Source organism: Micromonospora echinofusca, from assembly GCF_017614955.1.
Lineage (GTDB): Bacteria > Actinomycetota > Actinomycetes > Mycobacteriales > Micromonosporaceae > Micromonospora > Micromonospora echinofusca_A.
The window spans coordinates 1-16,311 of record NZ_WVUH01000154.1 but is presented as its reverse complement, the minus strand read 5'-3'; the positions used below and the strand labels follow the sequence as shown (position 1 = coordinate 16,311).

General features: G+C 72.5%; 16 protein-coding genes. 13 read left to right on the top strand and 3 right to left on the bottom strand.

Annotation, left to right across the window (positions count from 1 at the left end; all coding sequences use genetic code 11):
* The 7 genes from infB to GSF22_RS18190 all read left to right on the top strand — a co-directional run.
* A partial coding sequence (infB, locus tag GSF22_RS18220; protein ID WP_208814825.1) for a translation initiation factor IF-2 occupies nt 1–2,079 on the top strand: 2,079 nt, incomplete at its 5' end.
* 88 nt (nt 2,080–2,167) lie between these two features.
* A complete protein-coding gene (locus GSF22_RS18215; protein ID WP_208814824.1) occupies nt 2,168–2,461 on the top strand; it encodes a DUF503 domain-containing protein in 294 nt (97 codons plus the stop codon).
* 157 nt (nt 2,462–2,618) lie between these two features.
* Nucleotides 2,619–3,116, top strand: coding sequence for a 30S ribosome-binding factor RbfA (rbfA, locus tag GSF22_RS18210; protein WP_208814823.1), 498 nt, complete (start codon nt 2,619–2,621; stop codon nt 3,114–3,116).
* Nucleotides 3,117–3,169: 53 nt separating this feature from the next.
* Nucleotides 3,170–4,216: a DHH family phosphoesterase gene (locus tag GSF22_RS18205; RefSeq protein WP_208814827.1), complete on the top strand. Its 1,047-nt coding sequence runs from the start codon at nt 3,170–3,172 to the stop codon at nt 4,214–4,216.
* A gap of 20 nt (nt 4,217–4,236) precedes the next feature.
* The gene (locus tag GSF22_RS18200; RefSeq protein WP_208814822.1) at nt 4,237–4,644 is read left to right on the top strand and encodes a hypothetical protein; all 408 of its coding nucleotides are present in this window, start codon (nt 4,237–4,239) and stop codon (nt 4,642–4,644) included.
* Nucleotides 4,644–4,853: a DUF6186 family protein gene (locus tag GSF22_RS18195; RefSeq protein WP_208814826.1), complete on the top strand. Its 210-nt coding sequence runs from the start codon at nt 4,644–4,646 to the stop codon at nt 4,851–4,853. Before GSF22_RS18200 ends, GSF22_RS18195 begins: the two co-directional genes overlap by 1 nt.
* Before the next feature lie 604 nt (nt 4,854–5,457).
* On the top strand, nt 5,458–6,789 hold the full coding sequence (locus GSF22_RS18190; protein ID WP_208814821.1) for an MATE family efflux transporter: 1,332 nt from the start codon (nt 5,458–5,460) through the stop codon (nt 6,787–6,789).
* Between the two features lie 2 nt (nt 6,790–6,791).
* Here GSF22_RS18190 and GSF22_RS18185 read toward each other — a convergent pair whose 3' ends face one another.
* Nucleotides 6,792–7,067, bottom strand: coding sequence for a hypothetical protein (locus GSF22_RS18185; RefSeq protein WP_208814820.1), 276 nt, complete (start codon nt 7,065–7,067; stop codon nt 6,792–6,794).
* A gap of 46 nt (nt 7,068–7,113) precedes the next feature.
* Between GSF22_RS18185 and GSF22_RS18180 the strand changes: the two genes are divergently transcribed.
* Nucleotides 7,114–7,551 (top strand): protein-tyrosine phosphatase family protein, encoded by a 438-nt coding sequence (locus tag GSF22_RS18180; protein ID WP_307804094.1) that lies wholly within the window; start codon nt 7,114–7,116, stop codon nt 7,549–7,551.
* Nucleotides 7,552–7,556: 5 nt separating this feature from the next.
* Here GSF22_RS18180 and GSF22_RS18175 read toward each other — a convergent pair whose 3' ends face one another.
* Together GSF22_RS18175 and GSF22_RS18170 are read right to left on the bottom strand one after the other, a co-directional pair.
* Nucleotides 7,557–8,579 carry a hypothetical protein gene (locus GSF22_RS18175; RefSeq protein WP_208814818.1) on the bottom strand — a complete coding sequence of 341 codons (1,023 nt, stop codon included), beginning with the start codon at nt 8,577–8,579 and terminating at the stop codon, nt 7,557–7,559.
* A 61-nt stretch (nt 8,580–8,640) separates the two neighbouring features.
* Nucleotides 8,641–9,663, bottom strand: coding sequence for a hypothetical protein (locus GSF22_RS18170; RefSeq protein WP_208814817.1), 1,023 nt, complete (start codon nt 9,661–9,663; stop codon nt 8,641–8,643).
* 167 nt (nt 9,664–9,830) lie between these two features.
* Here GSF22_RS18170 and truB point away from each other — a divergent pair, with 167 nt between their 5' ends.
* The 5 genes from truB to GSF22_RS18145 all read left to right on the top strand — a co-directional run bounded on the left by truB (nt 9,831) and on the right by GSF22_RS18145 (nt 16,311).
* The gene (gene truB / locus GSF22_RS18165) at nt 9,831–10,715 is read left to right on the top strand and encodes a tRNA pseudouridine(55) synthase TruB (RefSeq protein ID WP_208814816.1); all 885 of its coding nucleotides are present in this window, start codon (nt 9,831–9,833) and stop codon (nt 10,713–10,715) included.
* Nucleotides 10,716–10,801: 86 nt separating this feature from the next.
* A complete protein-coding gene (locus tag GSF22_RS18160) occupies nt 10,802–11,743 on the top strand; it encodes a bifunctional riboflavin kinase/FAD synthetase (protein WP_208814815.1) in 942 nt (313 codons plus the stop codon).
* 204 nt (nt 11,744–11,947) lie between these two features.
* Nucleotides 11,948–12,217, top strand: a complete 270-nt coding sequence (rpsO, locus tag GSF22_RS18155) for a 30S ribosomal protein S15 (RefSeq protein WP_208814814.1) — start codon at nt 11,948–11,950, stop codon at nt 12,215–12,217.
* A 228-nt stretch (nt 12,218–12,445) separates the two neighbouring features.
* Nucleotides 12,446–14,824, top strand: coding sequence for a polyribonucleotide nucleotidyltransferase (locus GSF22_RS18150; RefSeq protein WP_208814813.1), 2,379 nt, complete (start codon nt 12,446–12,448; stop codon nt 14,822–14,824).
* Between the two features lie 104 nt (nt 14,825–14,928).
* Nucleotides 14,929–16,311 carry a M16 family metallopeptidase gene (locus GSF22_RS18145; protein ID WP_208814812.1) on the top strand — a complete coding sequence of 461 codons (1,383 nt, stop codon included), beginning with the start codon at nt 14,929–14,931 and terminating at the stop codon, nt 16,309–16,311.

Genomic DNA, 16,311 nt, shown 5'->3' with positions numbered 1-16,311 from the left:
CCCGGTGGCGGCGGTGGCGGTGCCGGTGGTGGCTTCCGTGGCGGCCCCGGTGGCGGTGGCGGCGGTGCCGGTGGTGGCTTCCGTCCGGGCGGCGGCGCGCCGGCCGGCGGTGGTGGCCGTCCCGGTGGCGGTGGTCGTGGCCGTGGCGGCGGCGCCGCCGGTGCCTTCGGGCGTCCGGGTGGTAAGCCGACCCGTGGCCGCAAGTCGAAGAAGCAGCGCAGACAGGAGTTCGACAACCTGTCGGCCCCGACCATGAGCTCGGGTGCCCCCCGGGGTCAGGGTCAGGTCGTCCGGTTGTCCCGTGGTGCGTCGCTCTCCGACTTCGCCGACAAGATCAACGCCAACCCGGGTTCGCTCGTCCAGGAGATGTTCAACCTGGGTGAGATGGTCACGGCGACGCAGTCCTGCTCCGACGACACCCTGCTGCTGCTCGGTGAGCACCTCGGGTTCGACGTGCAGATCGTCAGCCCGGAGGACGAGGACCGCGAGCTGCTGGCGCAGTTCAACATCGACCTCGACGCCGAGGTGGACAGCGACCGTCTGGTCAGCCGGGCCCCGGTGGTGACCGTCATGGGTCACGTCGACCACGGTAAGACCAAGCTGCTCGACGCGATCCGCAAGGCGAACGTCGTGGCCGGCGAGGCGGGCGGCATCACCCAGCACATCGGTGCCTACCAGGTCCACGTCCCGCACGAGGGCGAGGACCGGGCGGTGACCTTCATCGACACCCCGGGTCACGAGGCGTTCACCGCCATGCGTGCCCGTGGTGCCCAGGTCACCGACATCGTGGTGCTGGTGGTGGCGGCCGACGACGGTGTCATGCCGCAGACCATCGAGGCGTTGAACCACGCCAAGGCGGCCGAGGTGCCGATCGTGGTCGCGGTCAACAAGGTCGACAAGCCCGAGGCGAACCCGGACAAGGTCCGCCAGCAGCTGACCGAGTACGGACTGGTCGCCGAGGAGTACGGCGGCGACACCATGTTCGTCAACGTGGCGGCGAAGCCGGGCATCGGCATCGACGAGCTGCTGGAGGCGGTCCTGCTGACCGCCGACGCGTCGCTGGAGCTGACCGCTCCGATCGACGGGCCTGCGCAGGGTGTGGCCATCGAGGCGCACCTGGACAAGGGCCGTGGTGCGGTGGCGACGGTGCTGGTGCAGAAGGGCACCCTGCGGGCCGGCGACTCGATCGTCGCCGGTGGGGCGCACGGCCGGGTCCGGGCCATGCTCGACGAGAACGGCAACCAGGTCGCCGAGGCCGGTCCGTCCCGTCCGGTGCTGGTGCTCGGTCTGACCGCGGTGCCGGGAGCGGGTGACACCTTCCTGGCCGCCGCCGACGACCGTACGGTCCGGCAGATCGCCGAGCAGCGGCAGGCACGGCGGCGGGCGGCGTCCTTCGCCAACTCCCGTGGCCGGGCGACGCTGGAGACGCTCATGGAGCAGCTCAAGGAGGGCGAGAAGACCTCGCTCAACCTGGTGCTCAAGGGTGACGTCTCCGGTTCGGTGGAGGCGCTGGAGGACGCGCTGTTCAACCTCGACATCCCCGAGGAGGTCCAGCTCAGGATCATCCACCGGGGCGTCGGTGCGATCACCGAGAGCGACGTCATGCTCGCGAGCGCCACGTCCGAGGCGGTCACGATCATCGGCTTCAACGTGCGGGCGGCCAACAAGGTCCGCGAGATCGCCGACCGCGAGGGCGTGGAGATCCGGTACTACACGGTCATCTACCAGGCCATCGAGGAGATCGACGCCGCGCTCAAGGGGCTGCTCAAGCCGGAGTACGAGGAGGTGGCGCTGGGCAGCGCGGAGATCCGCGACGTCTTCCGCTCCTCCAAGGTCGGCAACATCTCCGGTTGTATCGTCCGGTCGGGGGTCATCCGACGGAACGCCAAGGCCCGCCTGCTGCGGGACGGGGCGGTCGTCGCGGACAACCTCACGATCAGCTCGCTCAAGCGGTTCAAGGACGACGCGACCGAGGTCCGCGAGGGCTTCGAGTGTGGTCTGACCCTGGGTGGTTACAACAACGTCCAGGTCGGCGACCTCATCGAGACCTTCGAGATGCGGGAGAAGCCGCGCGCCTGATCGCCGGTTGACACAGGTCGAGGGGTTTACGCCGGACGGCGTAAACCCCTTGATCATGTGGGCCGGTCAACGGGTACAGTCGGTGACGATGTTCACCGGAACCGCGTTGTTCGACCTGCTGCTGCCGGGTGATTCCCGGTCGCTCAAGGCGAAGAGGTCATACGTCCGGCCGATCGTGGCGGCGCTGCGCCGCTTCGAGGTGTCGGCCGCCGAGGTGGGGGCGCTCGACCTGCACGGTCGGGCCCAGATCGCGGTCGCCGTGGTCGCGGCCGAGCCGGCGCACGTCCGCGAGGTGCTCGACTCGTGCGAGCGGCTGGTGGCCGGGCGGCCGGAGGTGGAGCTGCTGTCGGTGCGCCGGCAGCTGTACGGGACCGAGGACTGAGGTCCCGTACCCCGGCCGGACGGGGTACGCACGGCCACCGCCGCCGTGTGGCGGGCCGGTGGGTGCCGGGTAGTGTTCGAAACGATGGCCGATCCGGTCCGGGGGCTCTGCTGGCACCCGGTCCGGACCGGGAGCAGGACGCCGTGGAGGTGCGGAGATGACGGATCCGGCCAAGGTACGCCGGCACGCGGAACGGGTGCGTGAGCTGGTGGCGTCGGTGGTGCGTACCCAGATCAAGGACCCCCGGTTGGGCATGATCACCATCACGGACGCGCGGATCACGGCGGACCTGCGGGACGCCACGGTCTTCTACACCGTGCTCGGCGACGCCGCCGCCCAGGCGGGTACCGCTGCGGCGCTGGAGAGCGCCAAGGGGCTGCTGCGCAGCACCGTCGGCAAGGCGCTCGGGCTGCGCCACTCGCCGTCGCTGACCTTCGTCCTGGACGACGTGCAGGACCAGGTGAAGCAGATCGACGACCTGCTCGCCGAGGCCCGGCACCGGGACGCCGAGGTGCAGCGTCTGGCCGCCCAGGCGAAGTACGCGGGCGACGCCCAGCCGTACAAGCTCGACGACGACGAAACCGACGACGAGACCGACGACGATGCCGAAGAAGGCGACGAGGGCACCGACGCCGCCGACGGGGAGCGGCGGTGACCGGATCCTCCGGTGGACCGGCCGGTACCGCGTTCGTCGACGAGCCGGCGCCGGTGGCCGGCCCCAGCGAGGCCGACTGGGCCGCTGCGGTGGCGGCGGTCCGTGACCTCCCCGAGGACCCCGAGGTCCTGCTGATCTGCCACGTCAACCCGGACGGGGACGCGCTGGGCAGCATGCTCGGCTTCGGGTTGGGCCTGCGCCGGCTGGGGATACGCCGGTTGCAGGCCACCTTTCCGGGGCCGCCGGAGGTACCCGAGCCGTTGCGGGGTCTGCCCGGCGCGGAGCTGCTGGTCCCGGCGGACCGGGTGTATCCCGCCCCGGATCTGATGATCTGTTTCGACGCGGCCAGCGAGTCCCGGTTGGGTGAGTTGCTGGGCCGGCTGGACACCGCCGGCACCAGCGTGGTGCTGGACCACCACGCCTCCAACACCCGGTTCGGGGCGGTACACGTGGTGGACCCGGCGGCGGCGGCGACCTCGGTGGTGGCCGAGGAACTGCTCGACCGGCTGGGGGTACCCCTCGACGCGGCCATCGCGGAGTGCTTCTACGTCGCCCTCGCCACCGACACCGGTTCGTTCCGGTTCGCGGCGACCACCCCGGCGGTGCACCTGATGGCGGCCCGGCTGCTGGCCACCGGGATCGATCCGGGGGTGATCTCGCGTCGGATCTTCGACACCCGGCCGTTCGGTGCGGTGCGGCTCTACGGCGACGTGCTGGGCCGGGCCCGGCTGGAGCCGGCGTCGGCAGCCGGTCTGGGCCTGGTCTGGACGTACGCGACCCTGGACGACCTGACCCGCCACGACCAGCGCCCGTACGTGCTCGAACCGTTGATCGACTCGGTGCGGTGCGCCGCCGAAGCGGACGTGAGCTGCGTGGTCAAGCAGATCGCGCCGGGGGAGTGGGCGGTCTCCATGCGCAGCAAGGGCCGGGTGGACGTGAGCCGGGTCGCGGTGGCCCTGGGTGGCGGCGGCCACCGCTTCGCGGCGGGGTTCACCGGCCGGGGCACCGCCGACGAGGTGGTGGACCGGATCCGCGAGCAGCTCGACGGCGCCGTGATCAGCGACGACTCCGAAGGGTGTCGGCCTTCCGGCAGGGCGTGATCCCCGGGCATCATGGCGGGATGGAGCAGCATCGTGAGATTGCTGCCGAGGTGCCCCGGAGCTGGGACCGGCCGGTCGTCTCGGTGCCCGTACTGATCTGTCTCTCCCTGGTCGGCGGGCAGCTGCCGTCCTTCTCGACGCAGGCCAACCTCTACACCCTCGGCACCGGCGGGGCCCTGATCTGGCTGGGCCTCGGCAACCGGCTGGCCCGCCGGCCGGCCCCGGAGCGGTTGCCCCGGGGAATGGTCTGGTGGGTGCTGCCGGCGGTGCTCTTCGGCATCTTCGAAGGCGGCACGTTCGTGCTCGGTTCCTCCGACGACTTCCCGACCTTCTCCCGGCTGGCGGATCCGCTGCTGGAGGATCCGTTGGTCCGTTCGGCGGCCTACTTCGCCTGGCTCGCCGCGTTCTGGGGGCTGGTACGCCGATGATGCGCTCGTTGGCCATCGGTGGCTTTCTGACGGCTTTGGCGCTCTTCGCGGTGGTCGAGTGGGCGGCCCGGCGGGAGGGGTCGCGGATTCCCACGCTCGGCGATCTCTGCGCGTACGTCATGCGCTACGAGGTCGGCCCGGTGCCGGTCGGGCGGATCGCGGTGTTCGGCTTCTGGTGGTGGCTCGGCTGGCACTTCTTCGCCCGCTGACCCCGGACCGCCACGGGGCGTACCGCGCGGTCGGCTGCCGCGCTCCGCCGGGGCGATCCTGTCCAGATGGCGGGAAGGGTGGGCACGATGTGGACCTGAACGATAGCTTGGGTGGGCAGGCCGGCGTCTGATTGCGGCGCCGGCCACCGGTGGCGGGGCCTCATCCGGACCCGGCCACCACCAGGGTCGACCGACCCGGGCGCGCGCTGCCCGGCCGGCTGCTCCGGCGATCCCGGAGGGCGGGCGAGGGCGTTTCCGCAACGACCCGAGACGGGTCGCCGTACGGCGGCTCGCACCCTGGAAGGACCCCTGCCGTGGCTACTGCGCCCAAGCCCGAGAACAAGACCACCGACGAGGCCCGTGAGCAGGCCCGGCGCGCCCTGCAGACCTCGATGGACCGCCGCCAGTGACCCGACCGCCCCGCCGGTGACGTGGGGGCGTGCCGCCCCGGGGCGCCCCCGGTGCCGTCGGCCGTCCGCATCGGCACCCCCGGCCCTGTCCGGGGCGCCGTTCGGGGCCCGGGCGCCGGTCGGCCCGGGTCGACCCGGTCGGTAAGCGCCACAATCCATTGCGATCCTTACGGCGTGCTGCCAGGATCGTCGATGTGACGTCACCGCCCCTGGCCGCCCGTCCGCCGGTGGCCGCCACCGGCCGGCGCATCGCCGCGCTCGCCCTGCCCGCCCTGGTGGTACTCGCCGCCGAGCCGCTGTACGTGCTGGTGGACACCGCCGTGGTGGGGCATCTCGGGCGGGTGCCCCTGGCCGCCCTCGCCATCGGCGGTCAGGTGATGACCCTCGCCGCCTGGCTGGGTACCGTCGTCGCGTACGGCACCACGGGGCGGGCCGCCCGCCGGTTCGGCGCCGGCGACCGGGGCGCCGCGGTCACCGAGGGCGTGCAGTCGTCCTGGCTCGCCCTCACCGTCGGCGTGCTCATCACGCTCACCCTCCAGGTCGCGGCCGGGCCGTTGACGCGTACCCTGGCCGGCCCGGGAACCGAGGTGGCCGACGCCGCCGCGCAGTGGCTGCGGATCGCGGCGCTCGGCGCCCCCGGCCTGCTGCTCGCCGCCGCCGGTAACGGCTGGCTGCGCGGCGTCCAGGACACCCGACGCCCACTGCTGTTCGTGCTCGGACCCAACCTGCTCTCCGCGCTGCTCTGCCCGCTGCTGGTCTACCCGGCCGGGCTCGGCCTGGTCGGCTCGGCGGTCGCCAACGCGATCGCCCAGACCATCTCCGGGCTGCTCTTCGTCGGGGCGCTGATCAGCGAACGGGTGCCACTGCGACCGGTACCGGGGCTGATCGTCGCGCAACTGGTCCTCAGCCGGGACCTGCTCATCCGGGGTGTCGCCTTCCAGGCCAGTTTCCTCTCCGCGACCGCGGTGGCGGCCCGGTTCGGTGCCGCCACCGTCGGCGCCCACCAGATCGCCCTGCAACTGTGGTTCTTCACCGCGCTCGCCCTCGACGCCCTGGCCATCGCCGCCCAGTCGCTGGTCGGTGCCGCGCTGGGCGCCGGCGACGCGGCCTGGGCCCAGGCGCTGGCCCGGCGGATCGCGCTGCTCGGCGGGCTCTGCGGCATCGGGTTCGCGGTGCTCATCGCCGCCGGTGCCGGCGTGGTCCCCGGCTGGTTCAGCTCCGATGCCGGGGTACGCGACCAGGCGCTGGTGGCCTGGCCGTGGTTCGTCGCGATGCAACCGCTGGCCGGCGTGGTCTTCGCCCTGGACGGGGTGCTGATCGGTGCCGGGGACGTGCGCTACCTGCGCAACCTGACCATCGTCGCGGCGCTCGGCGGGTTCCTGCCGGCGATCTGGCTGGCCCACGCGTTCGACCTCGGGCTCGGCGGCATCTGGGCCGGGCTGGCCCTCTTCGTCGTGGTCCGCCTGGTGGCGCTGCTGCTGCGGCTACGGTCGGGGCGCTGGGCGGTGGTCGGCGTGGTGCGCTGACCTCACCGCTGCCCCTCCTTGATCAGGAAGAACAGGTAGAGCGTTCCCGCCACCAGCACCGAGGCGGTCGCCGCGACGGTGACGAACGAGATGATCGCCGCCGGTACCGGATGGCGTTCCGACCACCGGGTCCGGCTGCGCCGGGCCCACCAGGCGCGGCGGGCGGCCCTCAGCCGGGGCCGCCCGTCGACCCACGCCGACACTCGACGTCCGACGGTCATCCGGGGCGGCTCGGGGTTGCGCAGCCACTCCGGCAGTGGGGTACGTCCGTCAGTCATCGCCGTCCTCCTGTCGTCGGCCGGGCGGGCATAGGGTGGTGCGGTGATCGATGAGTGGGAGCCGACCGCTCCGGGGGTGCTCCGCCTGCCGTCGGGCCGGCTGGTCCGGGGTCGGGGCCTGAGCCGGCCGCTGCCGCCGGGTCCGGTGCCGACCTTCGCCGTGTACCTGCTCGGCCGGCAGCCGCCGGCCGTCGACTGGGAGAGCCGCTGGCTGCGCTGGCCCGACTTCCGGCTGCCGAGCGACCGGACGCAGGCGCGCGAGAGGTTCCGGGAGGCCCTGGACCGGGCGGGTACCGACCGGGTGGAACTGGCCTGTGCCGGTGGCCGGGGCCGCACCGGTACCGCCCTGGCCTGCCTGGCGGTGCTCGACGGGGTGCCGGCGGACGAGGCGGTGGCCTACGTACGCCGGCACTACAGCCCGCACGCCGTCGAGACACCCTGGCAGAGCCGGTACGTCCGCCGGTTCTCCCCGGCCGGCCAGTGACCCGGTCAACAGGTCGCCGTGGGTAGCGGCTGCGTGCGGTCGTAGACCGCGTCGGCTTGGGCCATCTGGTCGGGCAGGTGCAGGTCCAACGGATGGGCCACGTCGAGAAAGCCCCGCTTCCACTCGGCGCAGTCGACGTTGATCGGCACCGCTCGGGCCGACACCAGCCACAGCCCCCGGGACGACGCCGGCACGTCCGCCGGATGCGGGACGTGCCATACCACCTCGTCGCGTACCGCGACCAGGCCAGCACCATCGGCGGGCTCGATCACGTCGAAGGCGTACACCCAGGTCACGTTGGTGGTGATCTCCAGAACCCGGACCCCGGCGGTGTCCCGGGTGGCCCGGTAGGTGATCCGGCCCTGCGCCCGGGGGGCATCCCGGGCCTGGTCGGCACTCGTGGCGATCCGGGTCGCATAGTTCAGGAACACGTCGCTGGTGAAGTCCGCCCGGATCTCCGACCGGGCGGCCGGGGCGAGAAGGGCGACGAAGGGCTCGACGTCTCCGGACGCCATGCTGCGGTCGAGTCGCCCTTCGGTCAGGGCCTGCCGCACCGTGGCGAGCGCATCGCGGACCTGCACGACGGTGAACGGACCTTCGGCCCTGGCCGGCTGCGCGGTGATGCCGGCTGCGCCCGGGAGGTACGCCGCCGCCGGGCTGCCCGCGAAGTAGTCGACCTTCCGTCCGCTGGAGCCGACCGCGCTGGTCGGTACGACGGTTGTGGTCGGCTCCGGCTCGACAGCCCGGGGCAGGGCGTTGACCCGTGAAACCATCCAGCCTGCGGTGGCCAGGAGGACGACCGACAGGCCGATGGTGACGGTGGCCACCACCTTGCGGTCGCGGTTGGCCAGCCACACCCGGAGCCGGTCCCGCCGGTCGAGTGGCTTCTCGGTCTGGGCGTCCCGGAACCAGTCCGGCAGCCGTACCGGATGACGGTCGGCCACCGCCGGTGGCACCGGTGCCGCCGACGGGGTGGCCGGCGTGGCCGGGGCGGCGGAGTCGGGAGGCATGGTCGATCCGTCATTCATCGTTGGTGGCTCCTGGTGGAGTTCCGGGCGGGTCTGGAGCGTTCTGGGGCGGGGAGGACGGTCAGCAGTTGCCTTCGGCGGCCAGGGCCTGCGCCGGGTCGTAGTAGGCCTCCGGCTCCAGTTCCGGTGCGCCGCCGGGCGCGGCCGACACCAGGCCGACGCTCAGATAGCCCCGGTCGTACTCGGCGCAGTCGATGTTGTGATGGAACGACCTGGATTCCGCCAGCCACAGTCCCCGGGAGGACGCCGTCACGTCGGCCCGGTGGGGTACGTGCCAGACCACCTCGTCGGTCACCACCGCCAGCGCGTCGTCGGGGGCGGTTGCCGGCACGTCGAAGAGGTAGACCCAGGTGAACCTCGTGGTGATCTCCAGGACCCGGATGCCGTCGTCGTCCCGGGTGGACCGGTACGTGACCGTGCCCTTCACCCGTGGCGTCTCGTCCCGGGCCAGCTTCACCCGTTTGCTGATCCGGGTCGCGTAGCTGAGGAAGGTGCTGTCGGCGAAGTCCTTCGCAAGGTACGGCCGGTCGGCTGGTGCCATCAGCGCGAGGAACGGCTTGTTGTCACCGGCCAGCATCCGGGGACCGAGCCGCGCCTCGACCAGCGCCCGGCGGACCAGGGCCAGCCCGTCGCGTACCTGTGCGGCGGTGTACGGACCGGTCGCGCGGGCCGGCGGCAGCATGATGCCGGTGGCGCCGGAGGGGAAGGTCTGGGCCGGGGTACCGGCCCACCGGTCCCGGTAGCGCGCCCAGTGTTCCGCGTCGCTACCCGGGGCGGGGCTGCCGTCCGGCCCGGCGGTGGCCGCCGCCGTCGTCGGCCCGGTCCGGGCCTGCTGCCAGACCCGGTAGCCGAGCCAACCGACGCCGACGAGCAGGGCCAGTACGAGGAGCCCGCCGAGGGCCCCGAGGAGCCGTTCCGGGTGATTTTCCCAGCCGAGCCGCAGCCGTTCGGTTCTGGTCAGCGGATGTTCCTGCTCGGGTTGGCGCATCCAGTCCGGTACCGCCAGCCGCTCGGGCCCGGTGTCGTCGGTCCGGCGGGTGGCCCGGTCGTCGGGCCGGACGGCCGGGGTCTCGTCGCTGTTCATGAGTCCTTGTCGGTCAGGCAGGGGAGAGATCGGGGCGGCGTGGTCGGCGCACCCCGGAAGGAAGTGATGATCTTCGCATCGGTGGCGCGTCGGCCTCCACCGACTTCCGGGTCGTGTCGGTCGCCCGATTGGAACCCGGGGAACGGGTTCTGGCAGGCTTGGCGGGCGTGAGCACTGACGGTCTGATCGTGGTCGACAAGCCCGGCGGCATGACGTCGCACGACGTGGTGGCGCGGATCCGCCGGTTGGCGCGTACCCGGCGGGTGGGGCACGGCGGCACGCTGGATCCGATGGCCACCGGGGTGCTGGTGATCGGGGTCGGTCGGGCCACCCGACTGCTGACCTACGTGATCGGGGCCGGCAAGAGCTACACCGCCACGATCCGGCTCGGCCAGGCCACCGTCACCGACGACGCCGAGGGGGATGTGATCGCCACCACCCCGGCCGGCGCGGTGACCGACGAGGCGATCCGGGCCGGTCTCGCGGTACAGACCGGTGAGGTCGACCAGGTGCCGAGCGCGGTCAGCGCCATCAAGATCGACGGGCAGCGGGCGTACAAGCGGGTCCGCGAGGGGGAGAACGTCGAGCTGCCGGCCCGCCGGGTCACCATCTCCCGGCTCGACGTGCTCGCCATCCGCCGCGACGGACCCGACGTGGTCGACGTCGATGTCGACGTGACCTGCTCCTCCGGCACGTACATCCGGGCCATCGCCCGGGACCTCGGCCTGGCCCTCGGGGTCGGCGGCCATCTCACCGCGCTGCGGCGGACCGCGGTGGGCGGGTTCACCCTGGCCGAGGCGGCGACCCTGACCGAGCTGGAGGAACGCGCCCCCGAGGTGGTGAACCTGCCGCTGTCGGCAGCCGCCGAGCGGTTCTTCCCCCGGCGGGACGCCAGCGTCGACGAGGCGGCGGTGCTGTCCCACGGCGGGCCGCTGACGGTGGCCGGGATCACCGGCCCGTACGCCGTCTTCGATCCGGCCGGGGCGTTGATCGCTATCGTCAGCGAGCGGGGCGGTCGGGCCCGCGCGGAGATCGTGCTCGCCCCGGCCTGACGGGGAACGCACAGTACGTCCGTCCGCCGACCGGGCGGCGGAGGGATCGTCCCGGCGGACCGGGGCGACGGACGGGGAGGGGACGGATGGAGCGCTGGCGCGGTCACGACCGGACGCCGGACGGGTGGGGGCGTTCGGTGGTCACCATCGGCGTCTTCGACGGGGTCCACCGGGGGCATCAGGCGACCATCGCGTACGCGGTACGCCGGGCCCGGGAGCTGGGTGTCCGGTCGGTGGTGGTCACCTTCGACCCGCACCCGGCCGAGGTGGTCCGGCCGGGTTCGCACCCGGCGATGCTCACCGAGCCGTCCCGCAAGGCCGAGCTGATCGAGGGGATCGGCGTCGACGGGCTCTGCGTGGTGCCCTTCACCCCGGAGTTCTCCCGGCTCTCCGCCGAGGCGTTCGTGCACGACGTGCTCGTCGAGCACCTGCACGCCACGCTCGTGGTGGTCGGCAGCAACTTCCGGTTCGGGCACCGGGCGGCCGGTGACGTGACGCTGCTGGAGCGGCTGGGGCGGACCTCCGGGTTCACGGTCGAGGAGGCCCCGCTGGTCAGTACGGACGGCACGGTCTTCTCCTCGACGTACATCCGGTCCTGCATCGCGGCGGGCGACGTGGGCGCGGCGGCGGCGGCGCTGGGCCGGCCGCACCGGCTGGAGGGTGTGGTGGTCCGGGGTGACCAGCGCGGCCGGGAGCTGGGTTTCCCCACCGCCAACCTGGACTGCCACCGGTACGCGGCGGTACCCCCCGACGGGGTGTACGCCGGCTGGCTGCTGCGTGCCCCCGGGCGGGGTGGCGAGCGGCGGCGGCTGGAGGCGGCGATCTCCATCGGCACCAATCCCACCTTCTCCGGGCGGGACCGGCGGGTCGAGGCGCACGCGCTGGACTTCTCCGGTGACCTGTACGGCGAGCGGATGGGGTTGGAGTTCGTCGGGCACCTGCGGGAGCAGTACCGGTTCGACAGCGTCGACGCGCTGATCACCCAGATGAACAAGGACGTGGTGCGGACCCGTCAGGTGCTCGCCTGAGGGCCCCGGCGGCCCGGTCGGGGCCGCTGAGGTGCCCTTCGCCGGGTGATTCCGGAGCGAGCTGGTAATCTGGCGGGGACGTCGACTTACCGACGGCCGTCCTCGCGTGCCTGCACGACGCCGCGGGTGCGAGGCCGGGTCCGCATCCGGTCCCACGAGACTGGATGTCGGGCATCAACGACAACCCACCGAAACAGGGAGAATATGGCGCTCGACCAGGAAGCCAAGGCCAAGATCCGCGCGGAGTACGCGACCGTCGAGGGCGACACCGGTTCGCCCGAGGTCCAGGTTGCCGTGCTGACCAAGCGGATCGCCGACCTCACCGAGCACCTCAAGGTGCACAAGCACGACCACCACAGCCGTCGTGGTCTGCTCCTGCTGGTGGGTCGGCGCCGCCGGCTGCTGAACTACATGCAGAAGAAGGACATCAACCGCTACCGGTCGCTCATCGAGCGGCTCGGCCTGCGCAGGTGACGTGACGGGGGAGTGGCCGACGGCCGCTCCCCCTTCCCGCGTCACCACCACCACAGGGGTCAGCGCGACCACCCGACGGGGAGCCGGTCAGCGCACCGGTCTCCGGTAGTGGCCCCCGGGAGCCCCGGCACCCCGTGCCGACCATCCCGGGCGCTTCGATCGAAGACCGGCCGTCTGAGCAGCTCTCCCGCGTCGTGGGCCCCCCGATCGAAGGAGTGCGACTCACTCATGACCGAGAACAAGCTCGGCACCCAGCACCGTACCGCCGTGATCGACAACGGGTCGTTCGGCACCCGCGAGATCACCTTCTCCACCGGCCGGCTGGCCCGCCAGGCCGCCGGCACCGTCGTCGCCCAGCTCGGCGAGACGGTCGTCCTCTCCGCGACCACCGCGAGCAAGCAGCCGAAGGAGCACTTCGACTTCTTCCCGCTGACCGTGGACGTCGAGGAGCGGATGTACGCCGCCGGCCGGATCCCCGGCTCGTTCTTCCGCCGCGAGGGCCGGCCCAGCGAGGACGCCATCCTCACCTGCCGCCTGATCGACCGGCCGCTGCGCCCGTCGTTCGTCAAGGGCCTGCGCAACGAGGTCCAGGTCGTCGAGACCGTCCTCGCGCTCGACCCGCAGCACCCGTACGACGTGGTCGCGATCAACGCCGCGTCGATGTCCACCAAGCTCTCCGGCCTGCCGTTCTCCGGCCCGATCGGGGCGACCCGGATGGCGCACGTGGACGGCCAGTGGGTCGCCTTCCCGACCCACGAGGAGCTGGGCCGCGCCACCTTCGACATGGTGGTGGCCGGGCGTGCCCTGCCCGACGGCGACGTCGCGATCATGATGGTCGAGGCCGAGGCCACCGAGCACACCGTGGCGCTGGTCGCCGGTGGCGCGACCGCCCCGACCGAGGAGGTCGTGGCCAGCGGCCTGGAGGCCGCCAAGCCGGCCATCCGCGAGCTGTGCCGGGCGCAGAGCGAGCTGGCCGAGATCGCCGCCAAGCCGGTCGCCGAGTTCCCGGTCTTCCTGGACTACGCCGACGACGTCTTCGACGCCGTCGCCGAGGTCGGCCGGGGCGAGGTCGCCGAGGCCCTCAAGATCGCCGGCAAGGCGGACCGCGAGGAGGCGCTCGACCGGGTCAAGGCCCGGGTGCAGGAGACGCTCGCCGATCGCTTCGAGGGCCGGGAGAAGGAGGTCAGCGCCGCGTTCCGCTCGCTGACCAAGTCCGAGGTCCGGTCCCGGGTCCTGCGGGAGCAGGTCCGGATCGACGGCCGGGGCCCGCGCGACATCCGGCCGCTGACCGCCGAGGTGGGCGTGCTGCCCCGGGTGCACGGTTCGGCGATCTTCGAGCGGGGCGAGACCCAGATCCTGGGCGTCACCACGCTGAACATGCTCCGCATGGAGCAGGCGCTGGACACGCTCTCCCCGGAGAAGTCCAAGCGGTACATGCACAACTACAACTTCCCGCCGTACTCGGTCGGCGAGACCGGCCGGGTCGGTGCGCCGAAGCGGCGGGAGATCGGCCACGGCGCGCTCGCCGAGCGGGCCCTCATCCCGGTGCTGCCGGCGCGGGAGGAGTTCCCGTACGCCATCCGGCAGGTCTCCGAGGCGCTCGGCTCGAACGGCTCGACCTCGATGGGTTCGGTCTGCGCGTCGACCCTGGCCCTGCTCTCCGCCGGTGTGCCGCTGAAGGCGCCGGTGGCCGGTATCGCCATGGGCCTGATCTCCGACGAGGTGGACGGCAAGACGCAGTACGTCTCGCTGACCGACATCCTCGGCGCCGAGGACGCCTTCGGTGACATGGACTTCAAGGTCGCCGGTACCCGCGACTTCGTCACCGCGCTCCAGCTCGACACCAAGCTCGACGGCATCCCGTCGGACGTGCTGGCCGCCGCCCTCCAGCAGGCCCACGAGGCCCGGCAGACCATCCTCGACGTGATGCAGGCCGCCATCGAGGCGCCGGCCACCATGTCGGACTACGCTCCGCGGGTCACCACCGTCAAGATCCCGGTGGACAAGATCGGCATGGTGATCGGCCCGAAGGGCCAGACCATCAACGCGATCCAGGACGAGACCGGCGCGGAGATCTCGATCGAGGACGACGGCACGATCTACGTCGGCGCCACCAACGGCCCGTCGGCCGAGGCGGCGGTGGAGCGGATCAACGCCATCGCCAACCCGACCCTGCCGAAGGTGGGCGACAAGTTCCTCGGCACCGTGGTCAAGACCGCCGCGTTCGGGGCGTTCGTCTCGCTGCTGCCGGGCCGCGACGGCCTGCTGCACATCTCCAAGGTGGGCGACGGCAAGCGGGTCGAGCGGGTCGAGGACTTCCTCAACGTCGGTGACCGGGTCGAGGTGCAGATCGCCGACATCGACGCGCGCGGCAAGATCTACCTGGACAAGGTCCGCCCGGAGGGCGAGGAGGCCCCGGCTGCGGCCGAGGGCGCGGCCGAGGGCGGCGACCGGCCGGCCGGCCGGGACCGGGGCGACCGGGCCCCGCGTGACCGGGGTGACCGGGAGCGCGGCGAGCGCGGCCCGGGCCGTGGCGAGCGGGGCAACGGCGACGGTGGCGGCGAGGGCGGGGGCGAGCCGCGTCGGCGTCGCAGCCGGCACAGCTGACCCTCCGGACAGCCAGTAGTACGGCCCGGGTGCCCCGACCGTTGCGTCGGGGTGCCCGGGCCGGCACCATCCCACCCCCCTCGTCCAGCTAGGAGCGAGTGTCTGTGAGCCGGTCCGACCGTGCGCCGTTCCGCCAGGGCCGACGGGGTGCGCTCCGTCCGGCCGCCAGCCGGGGACGGGCGGTCACCCGTACGCTGAGCGACGATCCGCTGGGCGGCACCGTCCGCCGTACCGTCCTGCCCAGCGGGCTGCGGGTGCTTACCGAGGCCATCCCGACGATGCGCAGCGTGTCGTTCGGCATCTGGGTCGGGGTCGGCTCCCGGGACGAGACCGGTGCGCAGGCCGGGGTCTCGCACTTCCTGGAGCACCTGCTCTTCAAGGGCACCCACAAGCGGACCGCGCTGGACATCTCCTCGGAGATCGAGGCGGTCGGCGGGGAGACCAACGCGTTCACCACCAAGGAGTACACCTGCTACTACGCCCGGGTGCTGGACGAGGACCTGCCGCTGGCGATCGACGTGATGGTCGACCTGGTCGCCGACTCGGTGCTCGACCCGGACGACGTGGAGACCGAACGCGGGGTCATCCTCGAAGAGATCGCCATGCACGACGACGAGCCCGGTGACGAGGTGCACGACACCTTCGCCCGCGCCGTCTACGGCGACCACCCGCTCGGCCGGCTCATCTCCGGTACCGAGGAGACCGTCACCCCGATGACCCGGCGGCAGATCCAGGCTTTCTACCGCAGCCGGTACACCGCGCCGTCGATCGTCATCGCGGCGGCCGGCAACCTGGACCACGCGACGGTGGTGAAGCAGGTCCGCCGGGCCCTGGCCGGTGGCCCGCTGGACACCGCGCCCGCCGAGCCGGCCGGACACCGGCCCAACACCCCGGTCGTACCGGTCCGGACCGCGGCGACCGTGGTCGAGCCGAAGGAGACCGAGCAGGCGCACGTCGTCCTCGGCTGCCCCGGCATCGACCGGCTCGACGAGCGGCGCTTCGCCCTGGGTGTGCTCAACAACGTGCTCGGCGGCGGCATGTCCAGCCGGCTGTTCCAGGAGATCCGCGAGCGGCGCGGGCTGGCCTACTCGGTCTACTCCTACGCCAGCCAGTACGCCGACACCGGCCTCTTCGCCGTCTACGCCGGCTGCGCGCCGGGCAAGGTGGACGAGGTGCTCGACCTGACCCGGACCGAGCTGGCGAAGGTGGCCGCACACGGACTGACCGACGCGGAACTGGCCCGGGGCAAGGGCATGACCAAGGGGTCGTTCGTGCTGGGCCTGGAGGACACCGGTTCCCGGATGAGCCGGCTGGCCAAGGGTGAGCTGCTCTACGGTGACCTGCTCCCGGTGGACGAGCTGCTGGCCCGGGTGGACGCGGTCGGCGTCGACGAGGTGAACACGCTCGCCGCCGAGCTGCTCACCGTACCGATGTCGCTGGCCGTGGTCGGGCCGTTCGGTGAGGGCGACTTCCGGGCGGATTCCTGA